The 23672-nt window shown below is 39.5% G+C and carries 40 protein-coding genes; 2 read left to right on the plus strand and 38 right to left on the minus strand.

The genetic code is table 11. The features are described 5' to 3' along the window. Positions 1–105: 105 nt before the first annotated feature. The 35 genes from rpsI to rpsJ all read right to left on the minus strand — a co-directional run bounded on the left by rpsI (position 106) and on the right by rpsJ (position 18499). Complete coding sequence (gene rpsI / locus AB3217_RS07525; RefSeq protein ID WP_068805988.1) at positions 106–498, minus strand: 30S ribosomal protein S9; 393 nt, start codon at positions 496–498, stop codon at positions 106–108. A gap of 14 nt (positions 499–512) precedes the next feature. Further along, entirely contained in the window at positions 513–956 is a 444-nt protein-coding gene (rplM, locus tag AB3217_RS07530) for a 50S ribosomal protein L13 (RefSeq protein WP_068805991.1), read from the minus strand. Positions 957–1075: 119 nt separating this feature from the next. After that, entirely contained in the window at positions 1076–1843 is a 768-nt protein-coding gene (gene truA, locus AB3217_RS07535) for a tRNA pseudouridine(38-40) synthase TruA (protein WP_057782514.1), read from the minus strand. 9 nt (positions 1844–1852) lie between these two features. After that, entirely contained in the window at positions 1853–2650 is a 798-nt protein-coding gene (locus tag AB3217_RS07540; RefSeq protein WP_068805994.1) for an energy-coupling factor transporter transmembrane protein EcfT, read from the minus strand. Then, positions 2643–3515: an energy-coupling factor ABC transporter ATP-binding protein gene (locus tag AB3217_RS07545; RefSeq protein WP_068805996.1), complete on the minus strand. Its 873-nt coding sequence runs from the start codon at positions 3513–3515 to the stop codon at positions 2643–2645. Before AB3217_RS07545 ends, AB3217_RS07540 begins: the two co-directional genes overlap by 8 nt. Further along, the gene (locus AB3217_RS07550) at positions 3491–4327 is read right to left on the minus strand and encodes an energy-coupling factor ABC transporter ATP-binding protein (RefSeq protein WP_367365920.1); all 837 of its coding nucleotides are present in this window, start codon (positions 4325–4327) and stop codon (positions 3491–3493) included. The genes AB3217_RS07545 and AB3217_RS07550 overlap by 25 nt, the downstream gene beginning before the upstream one ends. Positions 4328–4559: 232 nt before the next feature. Beyond that, complete coding sequence (gene rplQ / locus AB3217_RS07555) at positions 4560–4943, minus strand: 50S ribosomal protein L17 (RefSeq protein WP_057782506.1); 384 nt, start codon at positions 4941–4943, stop codon at positions 4560–4562. A gap of 21 nt (positions 4944–4964) precedes the next feature. After that, a complete protein-coding gene (locus AB3217_RS07560) occupies positions 4965–5909 on the minus strand; it encodes a DNA-directed RNA polymerase subunit alpha (RefSeq protein ID WP_057782504.1) in 945 nt (314 codons plus the stop codon). An 82-nt stretch (positions 5910–5991) separates the two neighbouring features. Further along, a complete protein-coding gene (gene rpsK, locus AB3217_RS07565) occupies positions 5992–6381 on the minus strand; it encodes a 30S ribosomal protein S11 (protein WP_057782502.1) in 390 nt (129 codons plus the stop codon). 21 nt (positions 6382–6402) lie between these two features. Further along, on the minus strand, positions 6403–6768 hold the full coding sequence (rpsM, locus tag AB3217_RS07570; RefSeq protein WP_057782500.1) for a 30S ribosomal protein S13: 366 nt from the start codon (positions 6766–6768) through the stop codon (positions 6403–6405). Positions 6769–6789: 21 nt separating this feature from the next. Continuing rightward, complete coding sequence (gene rpmJ / locus AB3217_RS07575; protein WP_011668476.1) at positions 6790–6909, minus strand: 50S ribosomal protein L36; 120 nt, start codon at positions 6907–6909, stop codon at positions 6790–6792. 26 nt (positions 6910–6935) lie between these two features. Further along, positions 6936–7154 carry a translation initiation factor IF-1 gene (gene infA / locus AB3217_RS07580; protein WP_057771895.1) on the minus strand — a complete coding sequence of 73 codons (219 nt, stop codon included), beginning with the start codon at positions 7152–7154 and terminating at the stop codon, positions 6936–6938. Positions 7155–7315: 161 nt separating this feature from the next. Continuing rightward, the gene (locus AB3217_RS07585) at positions 7316–7975 is read right to left on the minus strand and encodes an adenylate kinase (protein WP_367365921.1); all 660 of its coding nucleotides are present in this window, start codon (positions 7973–7975) and stop codon (positions 7316–7318) included. Between the two features lie 16 nt (positions 7976–7991). After that, a complete protein-coding gene (gene secY, locus AB3217_RS07590; protein WP_057782496.1) occupies positions 7992–9305 on the minus strand; it encodes a preprotein translocase subunit SecY in 1314 nt (437 codons plus the stop codon). Next, positions 9305–9739, minus strand: a complete 435-nt coding sequence (gene rplO, locus AB3217_RS07595) for a 50S ribosomal protein L15 (RefSeq protein WP_057782494.1) — start codon at positions 9737–9739, stop codon at positions 9305–9307. Before rplO ends, secY begins: the two co-directional genes overlap by 1 nt. Positions 9740–9768: 29 nt before the next feature. Further along, a complete protein-coding gene (gene rpmD, locus AB3217_RS07600) occupies positions 9769–9951 on the minus strand; it encodes a 50S ribosomal protein L30 (RefSeq protein WP_057751191.1) in 183 nt (60 codons plus the stop codon). A gap of 13 nt (positions 9952–9964) precedes the next feature. Next, positions 9965–10468 carry a 30S ribosomal protein S5 gene (gene rpsE / locus AB3217_RS07605; protein WP_057782492.1) on the minus strand — a complete coding sequence of 168 codons (504 nt, stop codon included), beginning with the start codon at positions 10466–10468 and terminating at the stop codon, positions 9965–9967. A gap of 21 nt (positions 10469–10489) precedes the next feature. Next, positions 10490–10846 (minus strand): 50S ribosomal protein L18, encoded by a 357-nt coding sequence (rplR, locus tag AB3217_RS07610; protein ID WP_147206664.1) that lies wholly within the window; start codon positions 10844–10846, stop codon positions 10490–10492. A gap of 43 nt (positions 10847–10889) precedes the next feature. Continuing rightward, positions 10890–11426 carry a 50S ribosomal protein L6 gene (rplF, locus tag AB3217_RS07615; RefSeq protein ID WP_367365922.1) on the minus strand — a complete coding sequence of 179 codons (537 nt, stop codon included), beginning with the start codon at positions 11424–11426 and terminating at the stop codon, positions 10890–10892. A 29-nt stretch (positions 11427–11455) separates the two neighbouring features. Continuing rightward, entirely contained in the window at positions 11456–11854 is a 399-nt protein-coding gene (gene rpsH / locus AB3217_RS07620; protein WP_057782487.1) for a 30S ribosomal protein S8, read from the minus strand. Positions 11855–11888: 34 nt separating this feature from the next. Then, positions 11889–12074: a type Z 30S ribosomal protein S14 gene (locus AB3217_RS07625; protein WP_074693903.1), complete on the minus strand. Its 186-nt coding sequence runs from the start codon at positions 12072–12074 to the stop codon at positions 11889–11891. Positions 12075–12092: 18 nt separating this feature from the next. Beyond that, positions 12093–12635: a 50S ribosomal protein L5 gene (gene rplE / locus AB3217_RS07630; protein WP_057782485.1), complete on the minus strand. Its 543-nt coding sequence runs from the start codon at positions 12633–12635 to the stop codon at positions 12093–12095. A 25-nt stretch (positions 12636–12660) separates the two neighbouring features. Then, positions 12661–12972 carry a 50S ribosomal protein L24 gene (rplX, locus tag AB3217_RS07635; RefSeq protein WP_057782483.1) on the minus strand — a complete coding sequence of 104 codons (312 nt, stop codon included), beginning with the start codon at positions 12970–12972 and terminating at the stop codon, positions 12661–12663. Positions 12973–13005: 33 nt separating this feature from the next. After that, positions 13006–13374: a 50S ribosomal protein L14 gene (rplN, locus tag AB3217_RS07640; protein ID WP_057782481.1), complete on the minus strand. Its 369-nt coding sequence runs from the start codon at positions 13372–13374 to the stop codon at positions 13006–13008. Between the two features lie 54 nt (positions 13375–13428). After that, complete coding sequence (rpsQ, locus tag AB3217_RS07645; RefSeq protein ID WP_057782479.1) at positions 13429–13695, minus strand: 30S ribosomal protein S17; 267 nt, start codon at positions 13693–13695, stop codon at positions 13429–13431. A 27-nt stretch (positions 13696–13722) separates the two neighbouring features. Further along, a complete protein-coding gene (gene rpmC, locus AB3217_RS07650; RefSeq protein WP_057782477.1) occupies positions 13723–13917 on the minus strand; it encodes a 50S ribosomal protein L29 in 195 nt (64 codons plus the stop codon). Then, positions 13907–14341: a 50S ribosomal protein L16 gene (rplP, locus tag AB3217_RS07655; protein WP_317762964.1), complete on the minus strand. Its 435-nt coding sequence runs from the start codon at positions 14339–14341 to the stop codon at positions 13907–13909. The genes rpmC and rplP overlap by 11 nt, the downstream gene beginning before the upstream one ends. 2 nt (positions 14342–14343) lie before the next feature. Beyond that, positions 14344–15015 carry a 30S ribosomal protein S3 gene (gene rpsC / locus AB3217_RS07660; protein WP_057782473.1) on the minus strand — a complete coding sequence of 224 codons (672 nt, stop codon included), beginning with the start codon at positions 15013–15015 and terminating at the stop codon, positions 14344–14346. A gap of 12 nt (positions 15016–15027) precedes the next feature. After that, positions 15028–15375: a 50S ribosomal protein L22 gene (gene rplV / locus AB3217_RS07665; RefSeq protein ID WP_057782471.1), complete on the minus strand. Its 348-nt coding sequence runs from the start codon at positions 15373–15375 to the stop codon at positions 15028–15030. 12 nt (positions 15376–15387) lie between these two features. Further along, positions 15388–15672, minus strand: coding sequence for a 30S ribosomal protein S19 (gene rpsS, locus AB3217_RS07670; RefSeq protein ID WP_057782469.1), 285 nt, complete (start codon positions 15670–15672; stop codon positions 15388–15390). Positions 15673–15701: 29 nt separating this feature from the next. After that, positions 15702–16550 (minus strand): 50S ribosomal protein L2, encoded by an 849-nt coding sequence (gene rplB / locus AB3217_RS07675; protein ID WP_068806022.1) that lies wholly within the window; start codon positions 16548–16550, stop codon positions 15702–15704. Between the two features lie 27 nt (positions 16551–16577). Further along, a complete protein-coding gene (gene rplW, locus AB3217_RS07680) occupies positions 16578–16865 on the minus strand; it encodes a 50S ribosomal protein L23 (RefSeq protein WP_057782465.1) in 288 nt (95 codons plus the stop codon). Then, positions 16865–17488 carry a 50S ribosomal protein L4 gene (gene rplD, locus AB3217_RS07685; RefSeq protein WP_367365923.1) on the minus strand — a complete coding sequence of 208 codons (624 nt, stop codon included), beginning with the start codon at positions 17486–17488 and terminating at the stop codon, positions 16865–16867. Before rplD ends, rplW begins: the two co-directional genes overlap by 1 nt. Positions 17489–17506: 18 nt before the next feature. After that, positions 17507–18142, minus strand: coding sequence for a 50S ribosomal protein L3 (gene rplC, locus AB3217_RS07690; protein ID WP_057782461.1), 636 nt, complete (start codon positions 18140–18142; stop codon positions 17507–17509). Positions 18143–18190: 48 nt separating this feature from the next. Continuing rightward, on the minus strand, positions 18191–18499 hold the full coding sequence (gene rpsJ / locus AB3217_RS07695) for a 30S ribosomal protein S10 (RefSeq protein ID WP_046871293.1): 309 nt from the start codon (positions 18497–18499) through the stop codon (positions 18191–18193). A 300-nt stretch (positions 18500–18799) separates the two neighbouring features. On the opposite strand from rpsJ, the gene AB3217_RS07700 reads away from it, so the two are divergent. Continuing rightward, positions 18800–19354, plus strand: coding sequence for a cysteine hydrolase family protein (locus AB3217_RS07700; protein ID WP_367365924.1), 555 nt, complete (start codon positions 18800–18802; stop codon positions 19352–19354). Between the two features lie 89 nt (positions 19355–19443). On the opposite strand, the gene fusA is transcribed toward AB3217_RS07700, so the two are convergent. From fusA to rpsL, 3 genes are all read right to left on the minus strand, one after another. Then, positions 19444–21543, minus strand: a complete 2100-nt coding sequence (fusA, locus tag AB3217_RS07705; protein WP_367365925.1) for an elongation factor G — start codon at positions 21541–21543, stop codon at positions 19444–19446. A 136-nt stretch (positions 21544–21679) separates the two neighbouring features. Then, the gene (gene rpsG, locus AB3217_RS07710; protein WP_057782453.1) at positions 21680–22150 is read right to left on the minus strand and encodes a 30S ribosomal protein S7; all 471 of its coding nucleotides are present in this window, start codon (positions 22148–22150) and stop codon (positions 21680–21682) included. Between the two features lie 13 nt (positions 22151–22163). Next, positions 22164–22577, minus strand: a complete 414-nt coding sequence (gene rpsL, locus AB3217_RS07715) for a 30S ribosomal protein S12 (protein ID WP_046871289.1) — start codon at positions 22575–22577, stop codon at positions 22164–22166. 348 nt (positions 22578–22925) lie between these two features. On the opposite strand from rpsL, the gene AB3217_RS07720 reads away from it, so the two are divergent. Beyond that, positions 22926–23609: an A24 family peptidase gene (locus AB3217_RS07720; protein ID WP_068805398.1), complete on the plus strand. Its 684-nt coding sequence runs from the start codon at positions 22926–22928 to the stop codon at positions 23607–23609. Positions 23610–23672: the final 63 nt, after the last annotated feature.

Here is a 23672-nt window from a genome sequence, read left to right on the forward strand (position 1 = left end):
CGAAGTGAATGTGCCGTTCAAAATCTCCACCAATACGATTTGACAGAGACCCAAAAAAACACCTCTTCGCAATGAAGAAGTGTTTGAAACATTGAAAAATGAATTTTAACGTTTTGAGAATTGACCTGCTTTACGAGCTTTTTTAAGACCGTATTTCTTACGTTCCTTCATACGAGGGTCACGAGTTAAGAGACCAGCACGTTTTAAAGGTGTACGGAAGTCAGGATCTACATCAAGCAATGCACGTGCAATTCCATGACGAATAGCACCTGATTGCCCAGAGAAGCCACCACCATTAACATTTACGAGAACATCGTAATTGCCAGTTGTTTCGGTAACTTCAAATGGTTGGATAACAACTTGACGTAAGTTAGCGAATGGAATGTAGTCTTCAATCGCTTTGTCATTTACAGTAACTTTTCCTGTGCCGGGTACAAGACGTACACGAGCAACAGAGTTTTTACGGCGACCAGTGCCGCGATATTGTGCTTCTGCCAAAATTCGTTTCCTCCTTAAATTAAGTTAGTGATGTCAAGATTTTCAGGTTGTTGAGCTTGATGATCATGTTCTGAGCCAGCATAGACATGTAATTTGAGTCCCATATTATGACCCAGTGAGTTATGAGGAAGCATTCCCTTAACTGAAGTCTCAATTAATTTTTCAGGAGTCTTATCACGCATTTCACCAGCAGTCTTAGCTTTTAAGCCACCTGGGTGATTAGAATGATGATAGTAAATTTTACGTGTCGCTTTACGACCTGTTAATTTGACGTTTGCTGCATTCACAACGATTACATAGTCACCTGTATCAACGTTTGGTGTGAATGTTGGTTTGTTTTTACCGCGTAAGATAGATGCAACTGTACTTGCTAAACGTCCCAAAGGAACATCTGTAGCATCTACTACGTACCATTTGCGATCTACTTCGCCTGGTTTTGCTAAATATGTTGTACGCACTTGTATTTCCTCCAATTTCTGTTTTGTTTAACTCAACTTTAATAAGTTTCCGGGGCCTATTTGTGGAGGTAAACAATACCAAATTCAATTTTACTAATTACCTTCACTAAAGTCAATCATCATTTACCAAAATTTTCCGGGTAATACACTTTTTTTAAATAAAGTCCACTTGCTGGAGCCGTTCCACGGGCTTCATCCCGGTTTTTAGCTTCAATTATTCGTGAAATATCATGGACGGGACGCCGTTCACTACCAATCTCAATCAAAACGGCGACTATAATTCGCACCATATTATAAAGAAAGCCACTGCCATAAAATTCAAACACAATTTCATTTTGTTTCTCATCAAAGACAGCGGTAGCCTCATAGATTTCTCGAATGTTGGTCTTGGTGTGCCCACCGGACGCGCAAAAACTGGTAAAATCATGTTTTCCAATTAAATCTGGTAACGCCCTTTGAATCAATTTCAAATCCAGTGGAAACTTCCAGTGACCGGTATAATTACGTTTAAACGGGTCCACAAATTCTCCTAAAGCTAATCGATACTGATACCGTTTGCCTGCTGTCCCATAGCGTGCATGAAACTCTGATGTCACATGTTCAGCTCTCAACACCACGACATCCAACGGTAAAATGCTGTTCAGCGCATGTAGCATTGCAGTCTCCGCTAAATTAAAAGGGATATCGAAATGGACAACTTGGCCCAAGGCATGAACGCCGGCATCCGTTCTACCAGAACCGTAGACTTTTATCAGTTTAACCGGCTTTTTGGCAATCTTATTAACTGCACGTTCCAACGTTTCTTCCACTGTGCGTTGTTTTGGTTGTTTCTGAAAACCCGCAAAATTAGTTCCATCGTAGGCAATTGTAATTTTATAACGATACATAAATTCTCCTTAAAAGAAACGTAGTGCAAACACAATCATCGTCATTAACAAATAAATCAAAGTCGCGATTGTGTCCCTTGTTCCCCATTTTAATAATCGATACTTTGTTCGCCCTGCTCCGCCTTGATAGCCACGAGCTTCCATGGCGGTTGCTAAATCCTCAGCTCGATTAAAAGCACTCACGAAAAGTGGGATCAGAATGGAAATAATTTTCTTGATCCGGTTCACAATATTGCCCGTTCCAAAATCAACCCCACGGGCACGCTGGGCATTCATAATGGCTTCCGTTTCATCCATCAACGTTGGCACAAATCGCAAAGCAATTGAGAGCATCAACGCCACTTCATAGACTGGAAAATGAATTTTTGCTAATGGTTTCAACAAAGATTCAATGGCGTCCGAAATCTGAATTGGCGAAGTCGAGAGGGTCAATAATGTCGAAATTAAGATAATTAACGTGAAACGGACAAAAATATACGCCGCATTAAGGATTCCTAGGCTCGTGATGGAAAAGATACCCCATTGCCAGTATAAATGCCCACCAGTTCCAAAAAAGACTTGAATAAGCATTGTAAAGGCGATAATCCACACCAACGGCAAGATGCCATCGACAAACAGTTTAAAGTTAATCTTAGACGCCCAAATACTTAGAATTGCAACTAACGTCATTAACAGATAAATCCACCAATTATTGGCAAAAAAAATAACTATCACGTACAAAAAACTAAGAACAAGCTTTGCCCGCGGATCCATATGATGAACAAAAGAGTCTTGCGGAATATAGCGACCAAATAATAGTTTATTCATTGGCTAGTCCTCTCTTTTCAAACATGGCCGCAATGTCATCCGCCAACTCCTGTTCTGTTAAAGGCAGCTGGTCAAAACGAAAACCTTTTTTCTGCATTTCAAAAGCAAATTCGGTACTAGCAGGCACATCTAATTGTTTATCATGCAACCACTCAACGTTTGCAAAGACCGCTCGCGGGTTGCCCTCCTTCACAATTTTGCCATGTTCCATCACAATCACATGATTCGCATAGTTGGCGACATCTTCCATTTGATGTGTCACTAACACAATCGTAAAGTGCTGCGTTTGCTGTAAGTTTGTAAATAATTGCATAATCTCTTGACGTCCACTTGGATCCAGTCCGGCTGTCGGTTCATCAAGAACTAAAACCTCTGGCTGCATTGCAAGAACCCCGGCAATGGCAACCCGTCGCATCTGACCTCCTGACAACTCAAAAGGAGAACGATCCAATAAAGTTTCTGACAACCCAACTAGTTTTATCATTTTCTTTGCAAGCTCATGCGCTTCTTCAGGAGTACTGCCAAAGTTTTCTGGCCCAAACGCAATATCTTTTCCAACAGTGTCCGCAAAAAGTTGTTTCTCTGGAAATTGAAAGACAATCCCTACTTTTTTGCGTAACGGCTTCAGATTCTTATTGCTGGTTTCATTTGTAATAGAAGAATCACCAATTAAAACGGTTCCTGAACTGGGTTTTAACAGTGCATTCAAATGTTGTAAAAATGTTGATTTACCACTACCCGTATGCCCAATCAAAGCCGTAAATGACCCGTCTTCAATATGAGTTGATATCTCGTTTAGAGCCTGATACTCAAATGGTGTGTTGGGTTGATAGGTATAACTTACCTTTTTAAAAGTGATTGCCATAACCAATCCACCATGCCTTTCTCATCAGAATAAGTTTTTGGTGTGTGAATATTCCTCGTTTGCAGTGCAGTTTTTAGCCGTTGCGAATATGGCACATCCAATCCTAATTGCAACAGTAACTCACTATGGGCATAAATAACTTCCGGTGTCCCTGTTTCCACAATTTTGCCATCATTTAACACTAGAATTTCGTCTGCACTAGTGGTTTCATCAATTTCGTGCGTAATAGACAAAACCGTAATACCCAAACGTTTGCGTAACCGTTTGATCACACCAAGAATTTCTCGACGACCAATCGGATCCAGCATACTGGTCGCTTCATCCAAGATAATAATCTTAGGCTGCATAGCAATCACACCAGCTAAAGCGACCCGTTGTTTTTGTCCTCCCGATAGTTGTTCTGGCTGTTTATGACGAAACGCACTCATTTGAACTTGTGACAGTGCAGAATCAACGCGAGCCTGAATTTCTTCATGTGGCACTGCCATATTTTCCAAACCAAATGCCACATCATCCTCAACAGTCGCGCCCACAAACTGATTATCAGGATTTTGAAAGATCATACCAATTTTACTACGGACCTTCCAAACATTAGCTTCGTTCAATTCAACGCCATCAACCACAATTGTTCCTTGTTTGAAGTCAATTAAACCGTCTAAAGAATGAGCAAGTGTACTTTTACCACTCCCGTTATGACCAACAATTGCTACCCAAGCACCATCTGTAATCTCAAAAGATACGTCATTTAATGCAGGCTGATCATTTTGCGAATACTCGTAAGTTAAATGGGAAACCTTAATTATGTGGTTCATTGCAAACATTCCTTCTAAAGTTATTTTGTCTATTTTAACATATCAAAAACCTGGACCCTAGTATACGTTCTTTTTTATGTAGATACAAAAAAATCACTGAAAAGAAGTGATAGTTAATACAACGTATTAACCGTGGGCTAGACTCGGAATTACTTCCACCATCATTACACCCTACCACAACTTTTAGTGATAAATTTGTTAAATCAAAGATTCAAAAATCCCTGCTTGAAAATTAGTCAACAAACTCCAAGATAACCATTGGTGCAGCGTCTCCGCGGCGAGGCATAGTCTTAAGAATTCGTGTATATCCACCCTTACGATCAGCGTAACGAGTAGATAAATCACCAAACAACTTCTGAAGAGCCGAAGTAATTTTAACTTCGTCACCGTCTTCAGCAACATCAGCGACTACATTACGAAGAAAAGCGGCTGCTTGACGACGTGCATGTAAATCCCCACGTTTACCTAATGTGATCATTTTTTCGGTAGTTGATCGTACTTCTTTGGCACGTGCTTCTGTTGTGACAATCTTTTCATTAACAATTAAGTTAGTAGTTAAGTCACGAAGCAAAGCCTTGCGTTGTGAACTCGTACGACCTAATTTACGATAGCCCATGAATGGAAACCCTCCTTATAATTAGTCTTCATTACGTAATGAAAGTCCAAGATCAGTTAATTTAACTTTAACTTCTTCAAGCGATTTACGCCCAAGATTACGAACTTTCATCATCTGTGCTTCAGTTTTGTCAGTAAGCTCTTGAACAGTATTGATACCAGCGCGCTTCAAACAATTATATGAACGAACTGATAAATCAAGCTCTTCAATGGACATTTCTAACATTTTTTCTTTATTTGTTTCTTCCTTTTCGACCATGATTTCAGCATCTTGAGCTTCATCTGTTAAATTAACAAACAATGCCAAGTGTTCTGTTAGAATTTTTGCTGAAAGACTGGTAGCCTCACTAGGACTAATTGAACCGTCCGTCCAAACATCCAATGTGAGCTTATCATAGTCATCCCGCTGACCAACACGTGTATTTTCAACCTGATAGTTGACACGCTCGATTGGGGTATAAATGGAATCGATTGGAAGTACACCAATTGGCATATCATCCTTGCGAGCCTTATTTTCATCAGCCGAAACATAACCACGACCAGTATCAGCTGTTAAAACGGCATGAAAGGTAACACCATCAGCAACGGTACAAATATACTGATCCGGATTAAGGATCTCAACATCACTGTCGCCCTGAATGTCACCAGCAGTGACAGTAGCAGGTCCTTTAACATTAATTTCCAAAGATTTTTCGTCGTCACTTTCAATCTTTAAAGAAACCTTTTTAATGTTTAAGATGATTTGTGTGACATCTTCAACTACGCCTTCAATCGTTGAAAACTCATGAAGAACGCCATCAATTTGAATGCTTGTAACCGCTGCACCCGGCAATGACGATAACAAAATACGACGTAATGAATTACCTAAAGTTGTTCCATAGCCACGTTCAAGCGGTTCTACAACAAATTTGCCGTAATTTGCATTCTCATCAATCTTATGAATGTTTGGTTTTTCAAATTCGATCATTCTAATCTTTACCCCTTTCAAAACGCGTTGTGCATAGTATCTTAAAATGCATCATGAAGTTAGCCCTCAAAAAATTGACGCACTATACACGACGGCGCTTTGGAGGACGAGAACCATTATGAGGAACTGGTGTAACATCGCGAATAGCAGTAACTTCCAATCCAGTAGATTGGAGAGCACGAATAGCAGCTTCACGACCAGAACCAGGACCCTTAACAGCAACTTCAACGGATTTCATTCCATGTTCCATTGCTGCCTTTGCTGCAGCTTCAGAAGCCATTTGAGCAGCAAATGGAGTCGACTTACGACTACCTTTGAATCCAAGTGAACCTGCTGATGACCATGCAACAGCGTTTCCTTGAGGATCTGTAATCATAACTAATGTATTGTTAAAAGTTGAGTGGATATGTGCCACACCAGCTTCAATATTTTTTCTTACTCGACGCTTACGAGTAGTCTTTCTGGTTGCCAATATGCTAGCCTCCTTTATTTATTATTTCTTTCTTCCGGCGATTGAAACTTTTTTGCCTTTACGAGTACGTGCGTTATTCTTCGTGTTTTGTCCACGAACTGGGAGTCCACGACGATGACGCATGCCACGATATGAACCAATTTCTTGGAGACGTTTAATATCAAGACTTACTGAACGACGAAGATCCCCTTCAACACGGTAGTTATCTACTTGTGCACGAACTTTATCTTCATCATCTGAAGAAAGGTCACGAACACGGACATCTTCAGAAACGCCAGCATCCTTTAAGATCTTTTTAGCAGTAGTATTTCCGATACCAAAAATATAGGTTAAACCAATCACGATTCGTTTGTCTCGTGGTAAATCAACACCTGCAATACGAGCCATTAAATTTCACCTCCAGATTAATTATTTTCCTTGACGCTGTTTATGTTTTGGATTTGCTGAGCAAATAACCATAACGCGTCCTTTACGTTTAATTACTTTACAATGTTCACACATTGGTTTTACTGATGGACGTACTTTCATGAATATTCCTCCTAAAACGTTAAAACTTATCTGAAACGATAGGTAATACGACCCTTTGAAAGATCGTATGGCGACATTTCCACAGTTACCTTATCTCCCGGAAGAATCCGAATATAATGCATACGAATCTTTCCAGAAACGTGTGCCAGTATTTCATGACCATTCTCGAGTTCAACTTTAAACATCGCATTTGGTAAAGTTTCTTTTACCTTACCTTCGATTTCAATGACATTATCTTTTGCCACTAAATGTGCCTCCCATTTTACTGTTCTTTTCTTTACAAAATCAGTCGTTCAGTGCTTATTGTATCGTAAAAGTACCATAAGCTAAACCTGAACAAGTTTACCATAAGGTAATTTCATTTGCAAATAAACAAAATTAACCGGCAATAATGAACAGGCATGCATTAAATAGCTCGTAATACCTTTTGAATTTCTTTATATACATCGTCAATATCTTGATCACCATTAACTGTGTGTAATAATTTTTTGTCATTATAAAAATCAATCAGTGGTGTATTTAACTTTGTATTAACTTCAATACGATTTTTAACAGTTTCAGGCTTATCATCATCACGCTGATAAAATTCATGGTGTCCACAAACATCACAAGTGCCTTCAACCTTTGTCGGGTTATACAACTTATGGTATGTTGCGCCACAATTCTTACAAATGAATCGACCAGACAACCGCTCAATTAAAACATCCGGATCAACGTGGATATTAATTACCGCATTAATCGGCTTATTTAACTTAGCTGTCATCTTGTCCAAAGCATTAGCTTGTTCAAGATTCCGAGGATAACCATCTAGCATAAAACCAGCATTGGTATCATCCTCTTCAAGACGATCCTCCACAATTCCATCAGTAACAGAATCAGGAACTAAATTGCCTTGGTCAATAAATTTCTTAGCTTCAATCCCCATCTTAGTGCCATTTTTCATTGCTGCCCGGAAAATGTCCCCTGTCGAAATATGAAGTGTGTGAAATTCATTAACAATTTTTTGTGCTTGGGTACCTTTACCAGCACCTGGTAATCCCATCAAAACGAGATTAAGAGTTGTCATTTTGTTTACCTCCACTTTAATTGCTTTGTTCCGGTGTTCTGATAAAACCAACGTATTCGCGTTTCATCATTAAACCATCGATTTGACTGATGATTTCAATAGCAACACCAACGACAATCAACAAACTTGTTCCGCCTAAACCAATTGACTCGTCTAAGTCCCAGAAGTCTTGTGCCAACAATGGAATTAATGAAACTAAGCCCAAAAATAGCGATCCAACGACTGATAAACGAATTAACAACTGAGACACATAACTCTGTGTTTCATGGCCTGGCCAAACTCCTGGAATATAACTTCCTTGTTTTTGAAGATTTTCTGCCAGTTTTTCAGGATTAACCTGAACAAAAGCATAGAAGAATGTAAAGACAACAATCAAGAAGGTGTAAAGAATTGCGCCATCTGTCGTCTGCATATTAAACACATCTGACAAAATTTGATACCAAGTATCTGATGAGTGGTTACTTGCGAACGCCATCAAAATAGTTTGTGGCGTTGCAATAAACGAACTTGCAAAGATAACTGGAATAACACCAGCTACGTTAACCTTTAAAGGTAAGTAACTGCTATCAGGCGCACCTGATGCTCTTCTTGTATATTGGATTGGAACTCGGCGACTAGCCTGTTGAACCCAAGTTACAAAAATCACGATTACCAAAACAGCTACGATCAAAACAGCAACAAAAATGAAACTGTTTAACCACTGACTTTTGGCAGTATCTACAAATTGCTCTTGATAAATTTGATAAATACTTGTTGGAGTTCTCGCGATAATTCCCGCAAAAATCAAGATTGAAACTCCGTTACCAAGCCCCCGATCGGTGATCATATCACCCATCCAGGTTGCTAACATTGTCCCACCAGTCAAGATTAATCCGATCGTTGCATAGGTTTGAATGCTCGGATCCTTAACTAAATTCAAACTGCTTAACGCATTAAATCCTGCAGTGATACCAACCGATTGTACAAATGCTAATATAATGGTCAAATACCGAGTTGCCTGATTTAATTTCCGGCGGCCAACCTCACCTTGTTTGCTCCATTCAACAAACCGAGGAACGATGTCCATTTGTAACAACTGAATAACAATTTGAGCAGTAATGTATGGCGAAACTCCCATCGCAAAAATAGAATAATTGGATAGGCCACCACCACTAAAGGTATTTAAGATGCCAACCAATCCAGAGGAAGCAACACTTTGTAATGCTTTGGCGTTAATCCCAGGAACTGTGATATACGCACCTAAACGATAAATAATCAAAACACCTAGGGTAAATAGAATCTTGTTTCTAATATCCTTTACTTTAAAAGCGTTTTTGATAGTCGATAGCATTAAATCACCTCAGTTTTGCCACCTGCAGCTTCAATTGCTTTTACTGCACTTTCTGAGAACTTATTAGCTTTAACTGTTAACTTCTTAGATAACTGACCGTCACCTAAAACTTTAACACCACTAAGCACTTTATTAATTACGCCGGCTTTTAAAAGCACTTCTGTTGTAACTTCTGTACCTTCATCAAAGGCATTTAAGCTATCCAAATTTACAATGGCATACTCTTTGCGGTTGATGTTAGTAAAGCCACGTTTTGGAATTCGACGATAAAGGGGCATTTGCCCACCTTCAAAGCCCAAACGAACCTTGCCACGAGCCTTTTGACCTTTTTGGCCACGACCAGATGTCTTACCATTACCAGATGATGTTCCACGACCAACACGATTACGCACTTTGCGTGAACCTTCATTAGGTTTTAATTCATTCAACTTCATAAGTATCGGCACCTCCTAACTAATTTAAATTATTTAACTTCTTCAACTTCGATTAAATGGGCAATATGGAAAATTGCACCACGAGTCGCCTCATTATTAGGTAAAACGACTGAGCTATTAACCCGTCCCAAACCTAATTCTTTAACAATCTTGCGTTGCTTGGGGAGGCGATGTACTGCACTTTTGATAAGTGTAATCTTTAATTGAGCCATCTTTTGTTCCTCCTTATTCAGCCAAGTGCTCTGCTGAAACACCACGTAATGAAGCAATTTCTTCAGCACTACGTAAGCCCTTCAGACCTTCAAATGTTGCACGAATAACGTTAACAGGTGTATTTGAACCCAAACGTTTACTTGTAACATCATCTACTCCTGCAAGTTCCATAACGGCACGAACAGCACCACCAGCTGCAACACCGGAACCTTCTTCAGCAGGTTTCAATAGAATTCGTCCGCCACCAAACTCACCGATGATTTCGTGAGGGATGGTTGTGCCAATAATTGGGACCTGGATCAAACTCTTTGTAGCAGTTTCAACAGCCTTACGAATGGCTTCTGGAACTTCTTGAGCTTTACCAGTACCAAAACCAACGTGACCCTTTTTATCGCCAACAACGACTAAAGCAGCGAAACGAAGACGACGACCACCTTTAACAACCTTAGTAACACGGTTGATAGAAACAACACGATCTTCTAAGTCCAACTTTTCTGGATCGATATAATTCGACATGTACGGTATTCCCTCCTTATCTTAGAATTTAAGTCCGTTTTCACGAGCAGCTTCAGCTAAAGCTTCTACTCGACCATGGTATAAGTATCCGCCACGATCAAAAACGACTTTTTCAATTTTCTTTTCTGTTGCGCGTTTTGCAACTAAAGCACCAACAGAACTTGCTTGATCAGTTTTTGAATCTCCACTAACTTCACTGTCCAAAGTTGAGGCACTTGCTAGCGTTACACCCGCTACGTCATCAATTACTTGAGCGTAGATGTTTTTATTTGAACGATATACATTTAAGCGTGGGCACTCTGCAGTCCCAGAAATCTTATTACGAACACGCAAATGACGTCTTTGACGTGTTTTATTTTTATCTGGTTTTGAAATCACAATTTTCACCTCTAGAATTTTCTATTAACTAGCCTAAGCGGCATTACTTACCAGTTTTACCTTCTTTAAGACGAACGTATTCACCAACATAGCGAACACCTTTACCTTTGTAAGGTTCTGGAGAACGAACGGCACGGATCTCAGCAGCAAAATCGCCAACATGTTGTTTGCTAATTCCACTAACAGTGATATGTGTGTTATCAGGAACTTCCAACTGTAAATCAGCAGGAGTTTCTAGTTCAACAGGATTAGAATAACCTAAGTTCAATACTAATGTCTTGCCCTTAAGTTGTGCACGATAACCAACACCAACTAATTGTAATTCCTTTTTGTAACCCTTTGTAACTCCCTCAACCATGTTGTTGAAGTTTGCACGAGTTGCCCCATGTAAGGCACGCATTTTATTATCATTACTTGGACGGTCAAATTTTACCACGTTGTCTTTAATAGACATTGTGATTTCTGTGCTAACAGTACGAGTTAAAGTTCCCTTAGGACCCTTAACAGTAACTTGATCACCATCGGCTTTGACTTCAACGCCTGATGGAATTTCTACAGCTTTATAACCAATACGACTCAATTTAACTGCACCTCCTTACTTTTAAAATTTTACCAAATATAAGCTAAAACTTCGCCACCGATTTTTTTAGCGCGAGCTTCTTTATCAGTGATTACGCCTTCAGATGTTGAAATGATTGCAATACCCAAACCATTCAAAACCTTTGGTACATCATCAGCTTTGACATATGAACGTAAACCTGGTTTTGAAATACGCTTCAAGCCAGTAATGACACGTTCTTTGTTTTTACCATATTTAAGGAACACACGAATAATACCTTGTTTGTCGTCATCGACATATTCGACGTTCTTGATAAAGCCTTCATTCTTAAGAATTTCAGCAATATCATGTTTGATTGTTGATGCAGGAACTTCTAAAGATTCGTGACGAACCATGTTGGCGTTACGAATACGTGTTAAGAAATCTGCAATAGGATCAGTCATAGACATTAATGTTTACCCTCCTTTTACTCCGGTATACTTTTTACCAGCTTGCTTTTTTCATGCCAGGGATTTGGCCTTCATGAGCTAATTCTCGAAGGCAAATGCGGCAAAGATGGAACTTACGATATACAGAGTGTGGACGGCCACAACGCTCACATCGAGTGTAGTTCTGTGTCGAATACTTTGCAGGACGTTGACTCTTAATAACTAACGATTTTTTTGCCAAATTTATTGCTCCCTTCGTTTACTTTTCGAATGGCATTCCAAGTTGTGCCAATAATTCACGTGATTCTTCATCTGTTTGAGCAGTTGTTACGATAACGATATCTAAACCACGAACATGGTTGACATTATCATAATCAATTTCAGGGAAGATTAATTGTTCACGAACACCAAGTGTATAGTTTCCACGACCATCAAAGGCCTTTGAGCTAACACCATGGAAATCACGAACACGTGGTAAGGACACATTGATCAATTTATCTAAGAAATCATACATGCGTTCGCCACGGAGTGTAACTTTAGCACCGATTGACATACCTTCACGTAAACGGAAACCAGCAATTGATTTCTTAGCTTTTGTTACCAAAGGCTTTTGACCAGAGATCAATGTTAATTCTTCAACAGCTTCGTCAAGATTCTTAGCATTAGTTGTTGCATCACCGACACCCATGTTTAAGACAATTTTGTTAACCTTAGGTGCTTGCATTACTGAAGTATAATCGAACTTCTTCACGAGTTCTGGGGTAACTTCTTTAACGTATTTTTCTTTTAAACGGTTAGACATGAAAAATTTTTCCTCCTTTCATGAATTATTTGTCGATTGTTTCGCCAGATTTTTTAGCAAAACGTACTTTTTTACCATCTACAACTTTGTAGCCTACACGAGTAGGTTCATTAGTTGATGGATCGATTAACATCACGTTAGAAGCATCAATTGCTGCTTCTACATCAATAATTCCACCTTGAGGGTTAGAGTTACTTGCTTTTTGATGTTTTTTAACTTTATTAAGGCCTTCAACCACAACGCGATTTTTCTTAGCAAGGGTTTTAATAATTGTGCCCTCTTTGCCTTTTTCTTTTCCGCTAATTACGCGAACTTTATCACCATTTTTTACGAACATGCCGTGTCGCACCTCCTTCGATCCGATCGTTAATTACAATACTTCAGGGGCCAAAGAAACAATCTTCATGTAATCTTTGTCACGCAATTCACGTGCAACGGGTCCGAAGATACGTGTTCCTTGAGGGCTCTTATCATCTTTGATTAAAACTGCAGCATTTTCATCAAATTTGATGTATGAGCCATCAGCACGGTGTGCACCGTCTTTAGTACGAACAACAACTGCCTTAACGACGTCACCTTTTTTGACAACGCCACCTGGTGTTGCTTGTTTGACAGTAGCCACAATAGTATCACCAATATAACCAAATTTTACTCGAGATCCACCTAAAACCTTGATTACCAAAATTTCACGTGCACCAGAATTGTCAGCAACTTTTAAACGACTCTCTTGTTGGATCACAGTTAGTGTCCTCCTTCCATTTTTGTATCAGAATACGAAATAAAAATAACAAATTTAGATAGTAACTGCTTTCTCAACGATATCAAGCAAACGGAATCGTTTGGTTGCGGACAAAGGCCGTGTTTCCATGATTCTTACAACATCGCCAACCTTAGCTTCATTATTCTCATCATGTGCTTTATATTTTTTCGAATATTTTACACGTTTGCCATAAACAGGATGCTTTTTGGTAGTATTAATCTGAACCGTGATTGTTTTATCCATTTTGTCAGAAATAACACGGCCTTGATATACTTTACGAGCGTGACGTTCTTCACTCATGTGTTAAGTTCCTCCCTTCGTATTCTTCTACTTACTTAATTCTTTTTGACGTAAAACAGTCTTAATACGAGCAATGTTCTTACGAACTGCCTTTAAACGGGCTGTATTTTCCAACTGGCCAGTAGCTAATTGAAAACGTAAGTTAAAAAGCTCATCTTTATAATCTTGTTCTTTTTTTAGCATCTCATCAGTGGTTAATTCATTAATTTCTTTAGCCTTCATCTGATTCGCCACCTACTTCCTCGCGTTTGATAATCTTTGTTCTAACGGGTAGTTTCATAGAAGCAAGACGCAATGATTCACGTGCAACTTCTTCACTAACACCGCCGACTTCGAACATTACCTTACCGCGTTTCACTGGTGCTACCCAACCTTCGGGAGTACCTTTACCATTACCCATACGAACACCTACACCTTTAGAAGTGTAAGACTTGTGAGGGAAAATTTTGATCCAAACCTTACCACCACGTTGCATGTGACGGTTCATAGCAACACGTGCTGCTTCGATTTGACGGTTTGAGATCCAATGAGAATCTAAAGCTTGTAAACCGTAATCACCGAAAGTGACGGTTCTACCGCCCTTTGCGGCACCACGCATCTTACCACGATGCACACGACGGAACTTAACTCGTTTTGGTACTAGCATGATTATTTCCCTCCTTGCTCTTTAGAATTTCCTTTGGAACCCCGAGCTTCTGGCAAGATTTCTCCACGGTAGATCCAAGTCTTAACACCTAAACGACCGTAAGTTGTACTTGCTTCAACCCAAGCGTAATCTACATCTGCACGCAATGTGTGCAATGGAACTGTTCCTTCAGAATAATGTTCTACACGGGACATATCTGCTCCGTTCAAACGTCCTGCAACCTGTGTCTTGATACCTTTAGCACCTGCACGCATTGTACGTTGCATAGCTTGTTTCATTGCACGACGGAAAGCAACACGGCCTTCCAATTGAGCAGCAATGTTTTCACCAACTAATTTGGCATCTAAATCAGGTTTCTTAATTTCAATAATATTAATATGAACTCGTTTACCTGTAAGTTCATTCAATTGTTTACGTAAGCTTTCTACTTCGGATCCGCCTTTTCCAATGACCATACCAGGTTTAGCAGTATGGATTGAAATGTTCACGCGATTTGCAGCACGTTCGATTTCAACATTGGAAACAGATGCGTCGGCAAGCTTAGTTGAGATGAATTTACGGATTTGTAAATCTTCACGTAAATAGGTAGCAAAATCTTTTTCAGCATACCATTTTGCTTCCCAGTCACGGATGACACCAACACGAAATCCATTTGGATTTACTTTTTGACCCACGCGTGTTCCCTCCTATTTTTCAGATACGACTACTGTTATATGACTTGTTCGCTTGTTGATTGGTGAAGCAGAACCTTTTGCTCGAGGACGGAAACGTTTTAAGGTTGGTCCTTCGTTGACATAAGCTTCACTTACAACCAAATCTTCACGATCTAAGTCGAAGTTGTTTTCTGCATTAGCTACAGCAGACATTAAAACTTTTTCTACAACTGGCGATGCACCTCTTGGTGTGAACTTAAGAGTTGCAATTGCTTCTGCGACACTTTTTCCTCTAATAAGATCAATTACTAAACGAACCTTACGAGCGGCAATGCGAACAGTTTTTGCAGTTGCATGTGCAGATGTTACTTGTTCGGCCATGATTCATCCTCCTTATTTAGCAACTGTTGTCTTCTTATCGTCGGTACCATGTCCATGGAATGTTCGTGTAGGAACAAACTCACCAAGCTTATGGCCAACCATGTCATCTTGAATGTAAACTGGGACATGTTTTCTGCCGTCATATACAGCAATTGTATAACCGATGAAACTTGGGAAAATAGTGGAACGACGTGACCATGTTTTAATAACAGACTTCTTCTCTTGATCTTTTTGTGCATCAATCTTCTTTAAAAGATGTTCGTCTGCAAATGGTCCTTTTTTCAAACTACGACTCATTATGAAACCTCCTTTAGGGAAATTTTCGACTAAATATTACCTAATCGACCGCGCTTACGACCACGAACAATAAATTTATTAGATTTACTCCGCTTGTTACGTGTCTTCTTACCAATGGTCTTCTTACCCCAAGGTGATAGAGGCGATGGACGACCGACTGGAGCTTTACCTTCACCACCACCATGTGGGTGATCGTTAGGGTTCATTACAGAACCACGAACGTGTGGACGCTGGCCAGCATAACGAGTACGTCCTGCTTTACCAACATTAATTAATTCATGTTCTTCATTACCAACAGCACCGATTGTGGCACGACCAGCAGATAAGATCATACGAACTTCAGATGAAGCCAAACGTACTAAGACATATTTGCCTTCCTTACCTAATAATTGTGCTGAAGCACCAGCAGAACGGGCTAATTGACCGCCCTTACCAGGCTTTAATTCGATATTGTGGATAATGGTACCAACAGGAATGTCTGTTAATGGCAATGCATTACCAACTTTAATATCAGCATCTGAACCGGATTGAACTTTGTCGCCAACCTTAAGGCCCTTTGGTGCAATAATGTATGATTTAACTCCGTCAGCGTAAACAAGTAAAGCAATGTTTGCTGTACGGTTTGGATCATATTCAATAGCTTTAACAGTAGCTGCAACATCATCTTTGATTCGCTTGAAATCAATAATACGATATTGACGCTTGTTACCGCCGCCACGATGACGAACGGTCATACGACCAGAGTTATTACGGCCGGCTGTGTGGCTTTGAGATTCGAGTAACGATTTTTCAGGAGTCGTCTTGGTGATTTCGCTATAATCAAGCTGTGTCATGCCACGACGAGCATTTGTCGTTGGTTTAAACTTCTTAATCCCCACGTGTTTTTTCCTCCTATAGTTTATTTATTATTCTTCGTTGAATAATTTAATTTCTTTTGAGTCAGATGACAATGTAACGATTGCCTTACGACGTTTCTTGGTATAACCAGAATAACGTCCCTGACGTTTGAGTTTACCTTTAACATTCATAATGTTTACTTTAACAACTTTGACATCAAAGACATCTTCGACAGCTTTTTTGACTTCTGTCTTTGTTGCACGAGTGTCAACATCGAATGTGTAACGTTTATTGTCCATTTCTGCCATTGAAGCTTCAGTGACAACTGGACGTAAAATTACATCACGTGATTCCATTATGCGAGAGCCTCCTCTACTTGAGAAAGAGCCTTTTGAGTAATAACGAGCTTGTCGCTATTGACAACATCTAAAACATTTACACCAGTTGGTGAAACAATTTTGACGTTTTCAAGGTTGCGAGCTGCACGAGCAGTTGCTTCGTTATCTTCTTCAAGGACTAATAATGCTTTCGTTGAAACTTTTAAGCTGTCAAGTGATTGTGCAAATGCTTTAGTCTTTGGTTGATCAAAGCTGTAACCCTCAACAACTACCAAGCTGTCATCCAATACTTTTTGTGAAAGTACAGACTTCAACGCTAAACGACGCATTTTCTTTGGCAATTTGTATGCATATGAGCGAGGTGTGGGGCCAAACACAATACCACCGCCACGCCATTGTGGTGAACGGATTGAACCTTGACGTGCACGACCAGTACCCTTTTGACGCCATGGCTTCTTACCACCACCACGAACTGCACTTCGATTCTTAACAGCATGTGTGCCTTGGCGCATTGATGCGCGTTGCATAACAATAGCTTCAAAAATCACATTATCGTTTGGTGTGATACCAAAAACGTCAGCATTAAGTTCAACGTCGCCATTCTTCGTACCATCTTGTTTATATAAAGATACGCTTGTCATTTAATTTAGTCCTCCTTTCTACTTTTTGTGTGGTTTAACTGCATTCTTAACAACTAAGAATGAGTTCTTTGACCCTGGGACATTACCCTTGATCAATAAAACATTGTTTTCTGTATCAGCCTTTACGACCTCTAAGTTTTGAACTGTTCGTGTATTGTTACCCATACGACCTGGTAACTTCTTTCCAGGGAACACTCGGTTAATAATTGCACCTAATGAACCTGGACGACGATGATAACGAGAGCCATGTGCCATCGGACCACGATGTTGTCCATCCTTCTTGATATTTCCTTGGAAACCATGTCCCTTAGAAGTACCTGTGACATCAACGATATCGCCTGCTGCGAATAAGTCAGCCTTTAATTCGTCACCGACTTTTAATTCTCCCAGCTCAACATCTCTGATTTCATGAATGAAGCGCTTAGGATTTGTATTTGCTTTTGCTACATGACCTTGTTCAGGCTTGTTGCTCAATACTTTACGTTTGTCATCGAACCCTAATTGCACTGCGTTATAACCATCACTTTCAACGGTTTTAACTTGTAATACAACGTTTGGTGTTGTATCAACAACGGTAACGGGAACTAACTCGCCGTTATCAGTAAAGACTTGGGTCATACCAACCTTTTTTCCTAAGATTCCTTTTGTGGTCATGAGTACACCTCCAATATTATTGTGATACTAAATTTGTGTTTCTAGAAATTAAAGCTTGATTTCAATATCAACGCCACTTGGCAGATCTAACTTCATTAATGAGTCAACTGTCTTTGGTGTTGGGTTAACGATATCAATCAAACGCTTGTGTGTACGCATTTCGAATTGCTCACGTGCTTTTTTGAACTTATGTGGTGAGCTCAAAACCGTATAGATTGTACGTTCTGTTGGTAATGGAATTGGACCAGAAATTGTGGCACCAGTTCTCTTTGCAGTTTCGACAATCTTATCTGCGGATTGATCTAAGATGCGATGTTCGTATGCCTTTAACCGGATACGAATTTTTTGTTTTGCCATTGTGTTACCTCCTTCGTCTATTTTGAAAATGAGACTTGCTCCGTGAAAATTACCGCCACACTGTCGTGGCAAAGCGGCCGGGTGTGTCGCAACCTTTCACATCAAAGCTCCTTGTTTTGACCTGATTAATGGGCATAGTACACCCGTTAAATTTCAAGTACTTGTCCATACTACTAGATAAATAGCCGTTTTACAAGGCTTTCTGCCAATTTATTTTGGGTTTGAAAAAATGTAATATATTTGTAACATTTGAAAACGATTTATGTTTCATAATGAGGACTAAAGATTGGAGGAATTGCAATGAAAAATCCAGAAGCACTTCTTATTATAGATTATACAAACGATTTTGTCGCCGACTCTGGTGCGCTCAGTACGGGTAAACCAGGCCAAAAAATTGAACCAGAAATTTTAAAACTGGCGAATCAATTCATTAAAGCTGGCAATTATGTGATTTTTCCTACGGATCTGCACGAAAAGAACGATCCCTTTCATCCTGAAACGAAACTTTTTCCACCACACAATTTAAAAAACACTTGGGGACGGCAACTTTATAATACAGTTCAACCTTGGTATGAATCACATGCAACTAGCCAACAAGTTTATTATTTTGATAAGAACAGATATAGCGCATTCGTAAATACTAACCTTGATAACTTTTTACGCACACATAAGATTAACTCACTCACCTTAACCGGTGTTTGCACCGATATTTGTGTTTTGCATACGGCCATTTCTGCCTATAATCTTAATTATCAACTTACGATTCCACAAAATGCGGTCGCTAGTTTTGATCAGGTTGGGCATAATTGGGCACTAACCCATTTCAAAAATTCTTTGGGCGCCAAGATCATTTAATCTTTATAACTATTGGGAACAAAAAAAAGCTCATTAATCACAGTTTTTACACTGCGGCTAATGAGCTTTAATTTATTCTAAATTAGAAATTAGTCTTTACTTGAAGAACCGCCATTTTTCTTGATGATTTCTTCTTGAATAGACTTAGGAACTGCTTCGTAATGATCAAATGTCATTGTGAATGTTCCACGACCCTGTGAAGCTGAACGTAAGGTAGTTGCATAACCAAACATTTCTGAAAGTGGTACAAAGGCATGAATTTCTTCAGCGCCTGAGATAGCTTCCATTCCTTCAACACGACCACGACGAGCTGTAATCTGACCCATGATATCACCCATGTACTCTTCTGGTACACGAACTTCAACCTTCATAACAGGTTCCAAAATTACAGGAGCAGCCTTTTTAGCAGCATTGTGAAGTGAGATTGATGCGGCAACCTTGAAAGCTGCTTCACTAGAATCGACTTCATGATAACTACCATCATATAACTTAGCTTTCAAGTCAACCAATGGGTAACCTGCAAGAACACCGTTATTTAAGGCTTCACGTAAACCTTGTTCTACAGCTGGGATAAATTCACGAGGAACAACCCCACCAACAATAGCATCTTCGAATTCGAATCCTTTACCCTCTTCATTAGGTGTGAATTCAATCCAAACATCACCATATTGTCCTTTACCACCAGACTGACGAACAAACTTACCTTGTGCAGAAGCCGGCTTAGTGAATGCTTCACGGTAAGCAACTTGAGGAGCACCAACAGTCGCTTCAACGTTAAATTCACGTTTCATACGGTCAATGATAATGTCCAAATGTAACTCACCCATTCCGGCAATCAAAGTTTCACCAGTTTCAGGGTTTGTTTCAGCCTTGAATGTTGGATCTTCTTCAGCAAGCTTTTGAAGCGCAATATCCATCTTATCTTGGTCAGCCTTAGATTTTGGCTCTACGGCAACTTGGATAACTGGATCAGGGAATTCCATTGATTCCAAATGTAGTGGATGATCTGGATCAGTCAATGAATCACCAGTAGTTGTGTTCTTCAAACCAATTGCAGCAGCAATATCACCAGAGAAAACTTCTGGGATTTCTTGACGGTGATTAGAATGCATCTGAAGTAAACGACCAACACGTTCACGTTTGTCTTTTGTTGAGTTCAATACATAAGAACCTGATTCCAAAGTTCCCGTATAAACACGAATATAAGTCAAACGACCAACGAATGGATCAGTTGCAACCTTAAATGCTAAGGCAGCAAATGGTTTGTCATCACCAGCAGTTAATTCAACAGCTTCATCAGTTTCAGGATTGATGGCGTTGTATGGCTTAACATCCAAAGGAGATGGCAAGTAATCTACAACAGCATCCAACATCATCTGAACACCCTTGTTTTTGAAAGCTGAACCAGCTAAAACAGGGAATAATTCAAGATTCAATGTACCCTTACGGATAGCACCCTTGATTTCTTCTTTACTGATTTCTTCGCCACCAAGGTATTTTTCCATGATGTCATCATCGATATCAGCTAATTGTTCGATCATTTCCGTCCGACGCTTTTCAGCTTCTTCTTTATATTGATCAGGCACATCAACTGTATCCCATTCAGTACCTAGTTGGTCTTCATCGTAAAGATCAGCTTTCATTTCAACGAGGTCAATAACCCCTTCAAAATCATCTTCAGCACCAATTGGCATTTGAATTGGCAAAGCATTAGCCTGAAGACGGTCCTTGATTGTTTGTACAGAGAAGTCAAAGTCAGCACCGACTTTATCCATCTTGTTTGCAAAAACAATCCGTGGGACACTGTAATCAGAAGCTTGACGCCAAACAGTTTCAGTTTGAGGTTCAACACCAGCTTGGGCGTCAAGAACGGCAACAGCACCATCTAACACACGGAGGGAACGCTCAACTTCAACAGTGAAGTCCACGTGTCCTGGGGTATCGATAATATTGATACGGTGGTCTTTCCATGCAGCTGTAGTAGCAGCTGAAGTGATGGTAATACCACGTTCCTGTTCTTGGGCCATCCAGTCCATTTGTGAAGCCCCATCATGAGTTTCACCAATTTTATGAATTTTACCAGTGTAGTACAAAATCCGCTCTGTAGTAGTCGTTTTACCGGCATCGATATGAGCCATGATCCCGATATTACGAGTCTTTTCAAGTGGAAATTCTCTTTTGTTAGCCATATTAAAAAATGTTTCTCCCTTCAAATTAATGGTTAAAGAGTCAAAATTAGAAAAAATGACTACTATATGGACTTCATATAATAGCCATTCGTTATTGCTCTTTCCAAACATGTTGGATTAAGCAACAAGCGGAAAATTACCAACGATAATGAGCAAATGCTCGGTTGGCTTCAGCCATTCTATGAGTATCTTCACGCTTTTTAACTGAAGCACCTGTATTATTTGCAGCGTCCATAATTTCACGAGCAAGACGTTCTGTCATTGTATGTTCACCACGAAGGCGTGAATAGTTCACGAGCCAACGAAGTCCTAAAGTTGTCCGACGATCTGGACGTACTTCGATTGGTACTTGGTAGTTAGAACCACCAACACGACGTGCCTTAACTTCAAGAACTGGCATAATGTTCTTCATAGCTTCATCAAATACCTCAGTTGGTTCGTTACCAGTTTCAGATTTGATGACGTCGAATGCATTATAGAGAATCTTTGAAGCTGTACCACGTTTACCATCTAACATTAAATGGTTAATTAAACGAGTTACTAACTTTGAGTTGTAAATTGGATCAGGTAATACTTCGCGTTTTGATGCAGGGCCTTTTCTTGGCATTTAAATAACCTCCTTACTTCTTAGGTTTCTTTGTACCGTATTTAGAACGGCTTTGTTTACGATCGGTAACACCGGCTGTATCAAGTGCACCACGGATAACGTGATAACGTACACCAGGTAAATCCTTAACACGACCGCCACGAATGAGCACAACACTATGTTCCTGTAAGTTATGTCCGATTCCTGGGATATATGCTGTAACTTCGATCAAGTTAGAAAGACGTACACGAGCATATTTACGTAAAGCAGAGTTAGGTTTCTTAGGTGTCATAGTACCAACACGAGTTGCAACACCACGTTTTTGTGGTGCTGGGTTAGCAACAGCTTTTTTCTTCATACTGTTGTAGCCATAATTTAAAGCAGGAGCCTTAGATTTAGAACCGTGTGAATGACGACCCTTACGAACCAATTGGTTGATTGTAGGCATTAATTGTTTCCCCTTCCGAATAAAAAATCTTGTTTGTTTAAGTACACACATCCAGGTGGGTCTTTTTTATTGATAAAAAAAACCGCCTCAACATGGCTTTGTGCCACCGTTTCCAGTCAGCATGTCTGTCTAATACAGAACCTGTCCACAAAAAGCACCTTTCTTAGATTATCATCATCAGCATGCCTTGTCAAACTTTTTTCCAAAATAAATTCGAGTCTTCTCCTTGTTTCACGGGCTTTGTCACCTGTTTTACATTCTATGCCATCAAATTAAAAATTAAAACTTATTTTATCGTCAAATAAGTCAATCAAATTTTCGTAACTTATTAATATCGGAGGTAATTAAATGCTTATTCAAATTTACTTTTTTATCACGGGAGCTACCATTGGCTCCTTTTTGACACTTTGTATCGACCGTGCGGAAACGAAGCAGTCTATCATCAAACCTCGTTCTCATTGTTCAAACTGCCAAACCATTCTTAAACCGGTTGATTTAATTCCAATTTTGAGTTATTGCTGGCTAAATGGTCAATGTCGTTACTGTCACCAAAGCTTTCCACCCACTTCATGTTGTGTGGAATTAGTTCTGGGCATCCTTTACTTGCACGTTTTCACGGTCACATTTCAACCATTAAAACTTTTCTTTCAACTTTTCGTTGTCACCGTATTAATTTATTTAAGTCTCATAGATTTTAAACAAACATATGTGAATGGCTACTTTCTTGGTGTTTTAGGTCTATTAGGATTAAGCTTTCAATTTACGATACTAAACTGTATGATATTTCTGGCTTTAATGCTAAGCGTTTTTTCGTCGTTTCAATTTTCAAACCTTATTAAAGGATTCGGTGAAGCAGATTTTGAACTAGTATTTGTCTTCATCATTCTTTCCCGTTTACAAGTCATCTCTTCAATTCTATGTCTTGCCTCTACCCTTTGTTTAATTCTAACGCTCTGTTTTCCGCATTTACATGCGCGTAAAATTCCATTTATTCCTTATTTAACTTTTGGCTATCTCTTAATTTCAGCCTAAAAATTGCAACAAAAAAGCAGAACTTGATTTGGCTCAAGTTCTGCTTTTAATTATCAGATTAGA

This window comes from Pediococcus parvulus (assembly GCF_964063155.1).
Lineage (GTDB): Bacteria > Bacillota > Bacilli > Lactobacillales > Lactobacillaceae > Pediococcus > Pediococcus parvulus.

Coding starts and splice junctions, on each gene's coding strand:
- truA (WP_057782514.1), bottom strand. CDS start 1,843: ATGTATCGTTATAAAATTACAATTGCCTACGATGGAACTAATTTTGCG.
- AB3217_RS07540 (WP_068805994.1), bottom strand. CDS start 2,650: ATGAATAAACTATTATTTGGTCGCTATATTCCGCAAGACTCTTTTGTT.
- AB3217_RS07545 (WP_068805996.1), bottom strand. CDS start 3,515: ATGGCAATCACTTTTAAAAAGGTAAGTTATACCTATCAACCCAACACA.
- AB3217_RS07550 (WP_367365920.1), bottom strand. CDS start 4,327: ATGAACCACATAATTAAGGTTTCCCATTTAACTTACGAGTATTCGCAA.
- rplQ (WP_057782506.1), bottom strand. CDS start 4,943: ATGGGCTATCGTAAATTAGGTCGTACGAGTTCACAACGCAAGGCTTTG.
- AB3217_RS07560 (WP_057782504.1), bottom strand. CDS start 5,909: ATGATCGAATTTGAAAAACCAAACATTCATAAGATTGATGAGAATGCA.
- rpsM (WP_057782500.1), bottom strand. CDS start 6,768: ATGGCTCGTATTGCAGGTGTTGATTTACCACGAGACAAACGAATCGTG.
- rpmJ (WP_011668476.1), bottom strand. CDS start 6,909: ATGAAAGTACGTCCATCAGTAAAACCAATGTGTGAACATTGTAAAGTA.
- AB3217_RS07585 (WP_367365921.1), bottom strand. CDS start 7,975: ATGACAACTCTTAATCTCGTTTTGATGGGATTACCAGGTGCTGGTAAA.
- secY (WP_057782496.1), bottom strand. CDS start 9,305: ATGCTATCGACTATCAAAAACGCTTTTAAAGTAAAGGATATTAGAAAC.
- rplO (WP_057782494.1), bottom strand. CDS start 9,739: ATGAAGTTGAATGAATTAAAACCTAATGAAGGTTCACGCAAAGTGCGT.
- rpmD (WP_057751191.1), bottom strand. CDS start 9,951: ATGGCTCAATTAAAGATTACACTTATCAAAAGTGCAGTACATCGCCTC.
- rpsE (WP_057782492.1), bottom strand. CDS start 10,468: ATGTCGAATTATATCGATCCAGAAAAGTTGGACTTAGAAGATCGTGTT.
- rpsH (WP_057782487.1), bottom strand. CDS start 11,854: ATGTCTATGACTGATCCTATTGCAGATTTCTTAACACGTATTCGTAAC.
- rplE (WP_057782485.1), bottom strand. CDS start 12,635: ATGTCTAACCGTTTAAAAGAAAAATACGTTAAAGAAGTTACCCCAGAA.
- rplX (WP_057782483.1), bottom strand. CDS start 12,972: ATGTTCGTAAAAAATGGTGATAAAGTTCGCGTAATTAGCGGAAAAGAA.
- rpsQ (WP_057782479.1), bottom strand. CDS start 13,695: ATGAGTGAAGAACGTCACGCTCGTAAAGTATATCAAGGCCGTGTTATT.
- rpmC (WP_057782477.1), bottom strand. CDS start 13,917: ATGAAGGCTAAAGAAATTAATGAATTAACCACTGATGAGATGCTAAAA.
- rplP (WP_317762964.1), bottom strand. CDS start 14,341: ATGCTAGTACCAAAACGAGTTAAGTTCCGTCGTGTGCATCGTGGTAAG.
- rplV (WP_057782471.1), bottom strand. CDS start 15,375: ATGGCCGAACAAGTAACATCTGCACATGCAACTGCAAAAACTGTTCGC.
- rpsS (WP_057782469.1), bottom strand. CDS start 15,672: ATGAGTCGTAGTTTGAAAAAAGGACCATTTGCAGACGAACATCTTTTA.
- rplW (WP_057782465.1), bottom strand. CDS start 16,865: ATGGAATCACGTGATGTAATTTTACGTCCAGTTGTCACTGAAGCTTCA.
- rplD (WP_367365923.1), bottom strand. CDS start 17,488: ATGACAAGCGTATCTTTATATAAACAAGATGGTACGAAGAATGGCGAC.
- rplC (WP_057782461.1), bottom strand. CDS start 18,142: ATGACCACAAAAGGAATCTTAGGAAAAAAGGTTGGTATGACCCAAGTC.
- rpsJ (WP_046871293.1), bottom strand. CDS start 18,499: ATGGCAAAACAAAAAATTCGTATCCGGTTAAAGGCATACGAACATCGC.
- AB3217_RS07700 (WP_367365924.1), top strand. CDS start 18,800: ATGAAAAATCCAGAAGCACTTCTTATTATAGATTATACAAACGATTTT.
- fusA (WP_367365925.1), bottom strand. CDS start 21,543: ATGGCTAACAAAAGAGAATTTCCACTTGAAAAGACTCGTAATATCGGG.
- rpsG (WP_057782453.1), bottom strand. CDS start 22,150: ATGCCAAGAAAAGGCCCTGCATCAAAACGCGAAGTATTACCTGATCCA.
- rpsL (WP_046871289.1), bottom strand. CDS start 22,577: ATGCCTACAATCAACCAATTGGTTCGTAAGGGTCGTCATTCACACGGT.
- AB3217_RS07720 (WP_068805398.1), top strand. CDS start 22,926: ATGCTTATTCAAATTTACTTTTTTATCACGGGAGCTACCATTGGCTCC.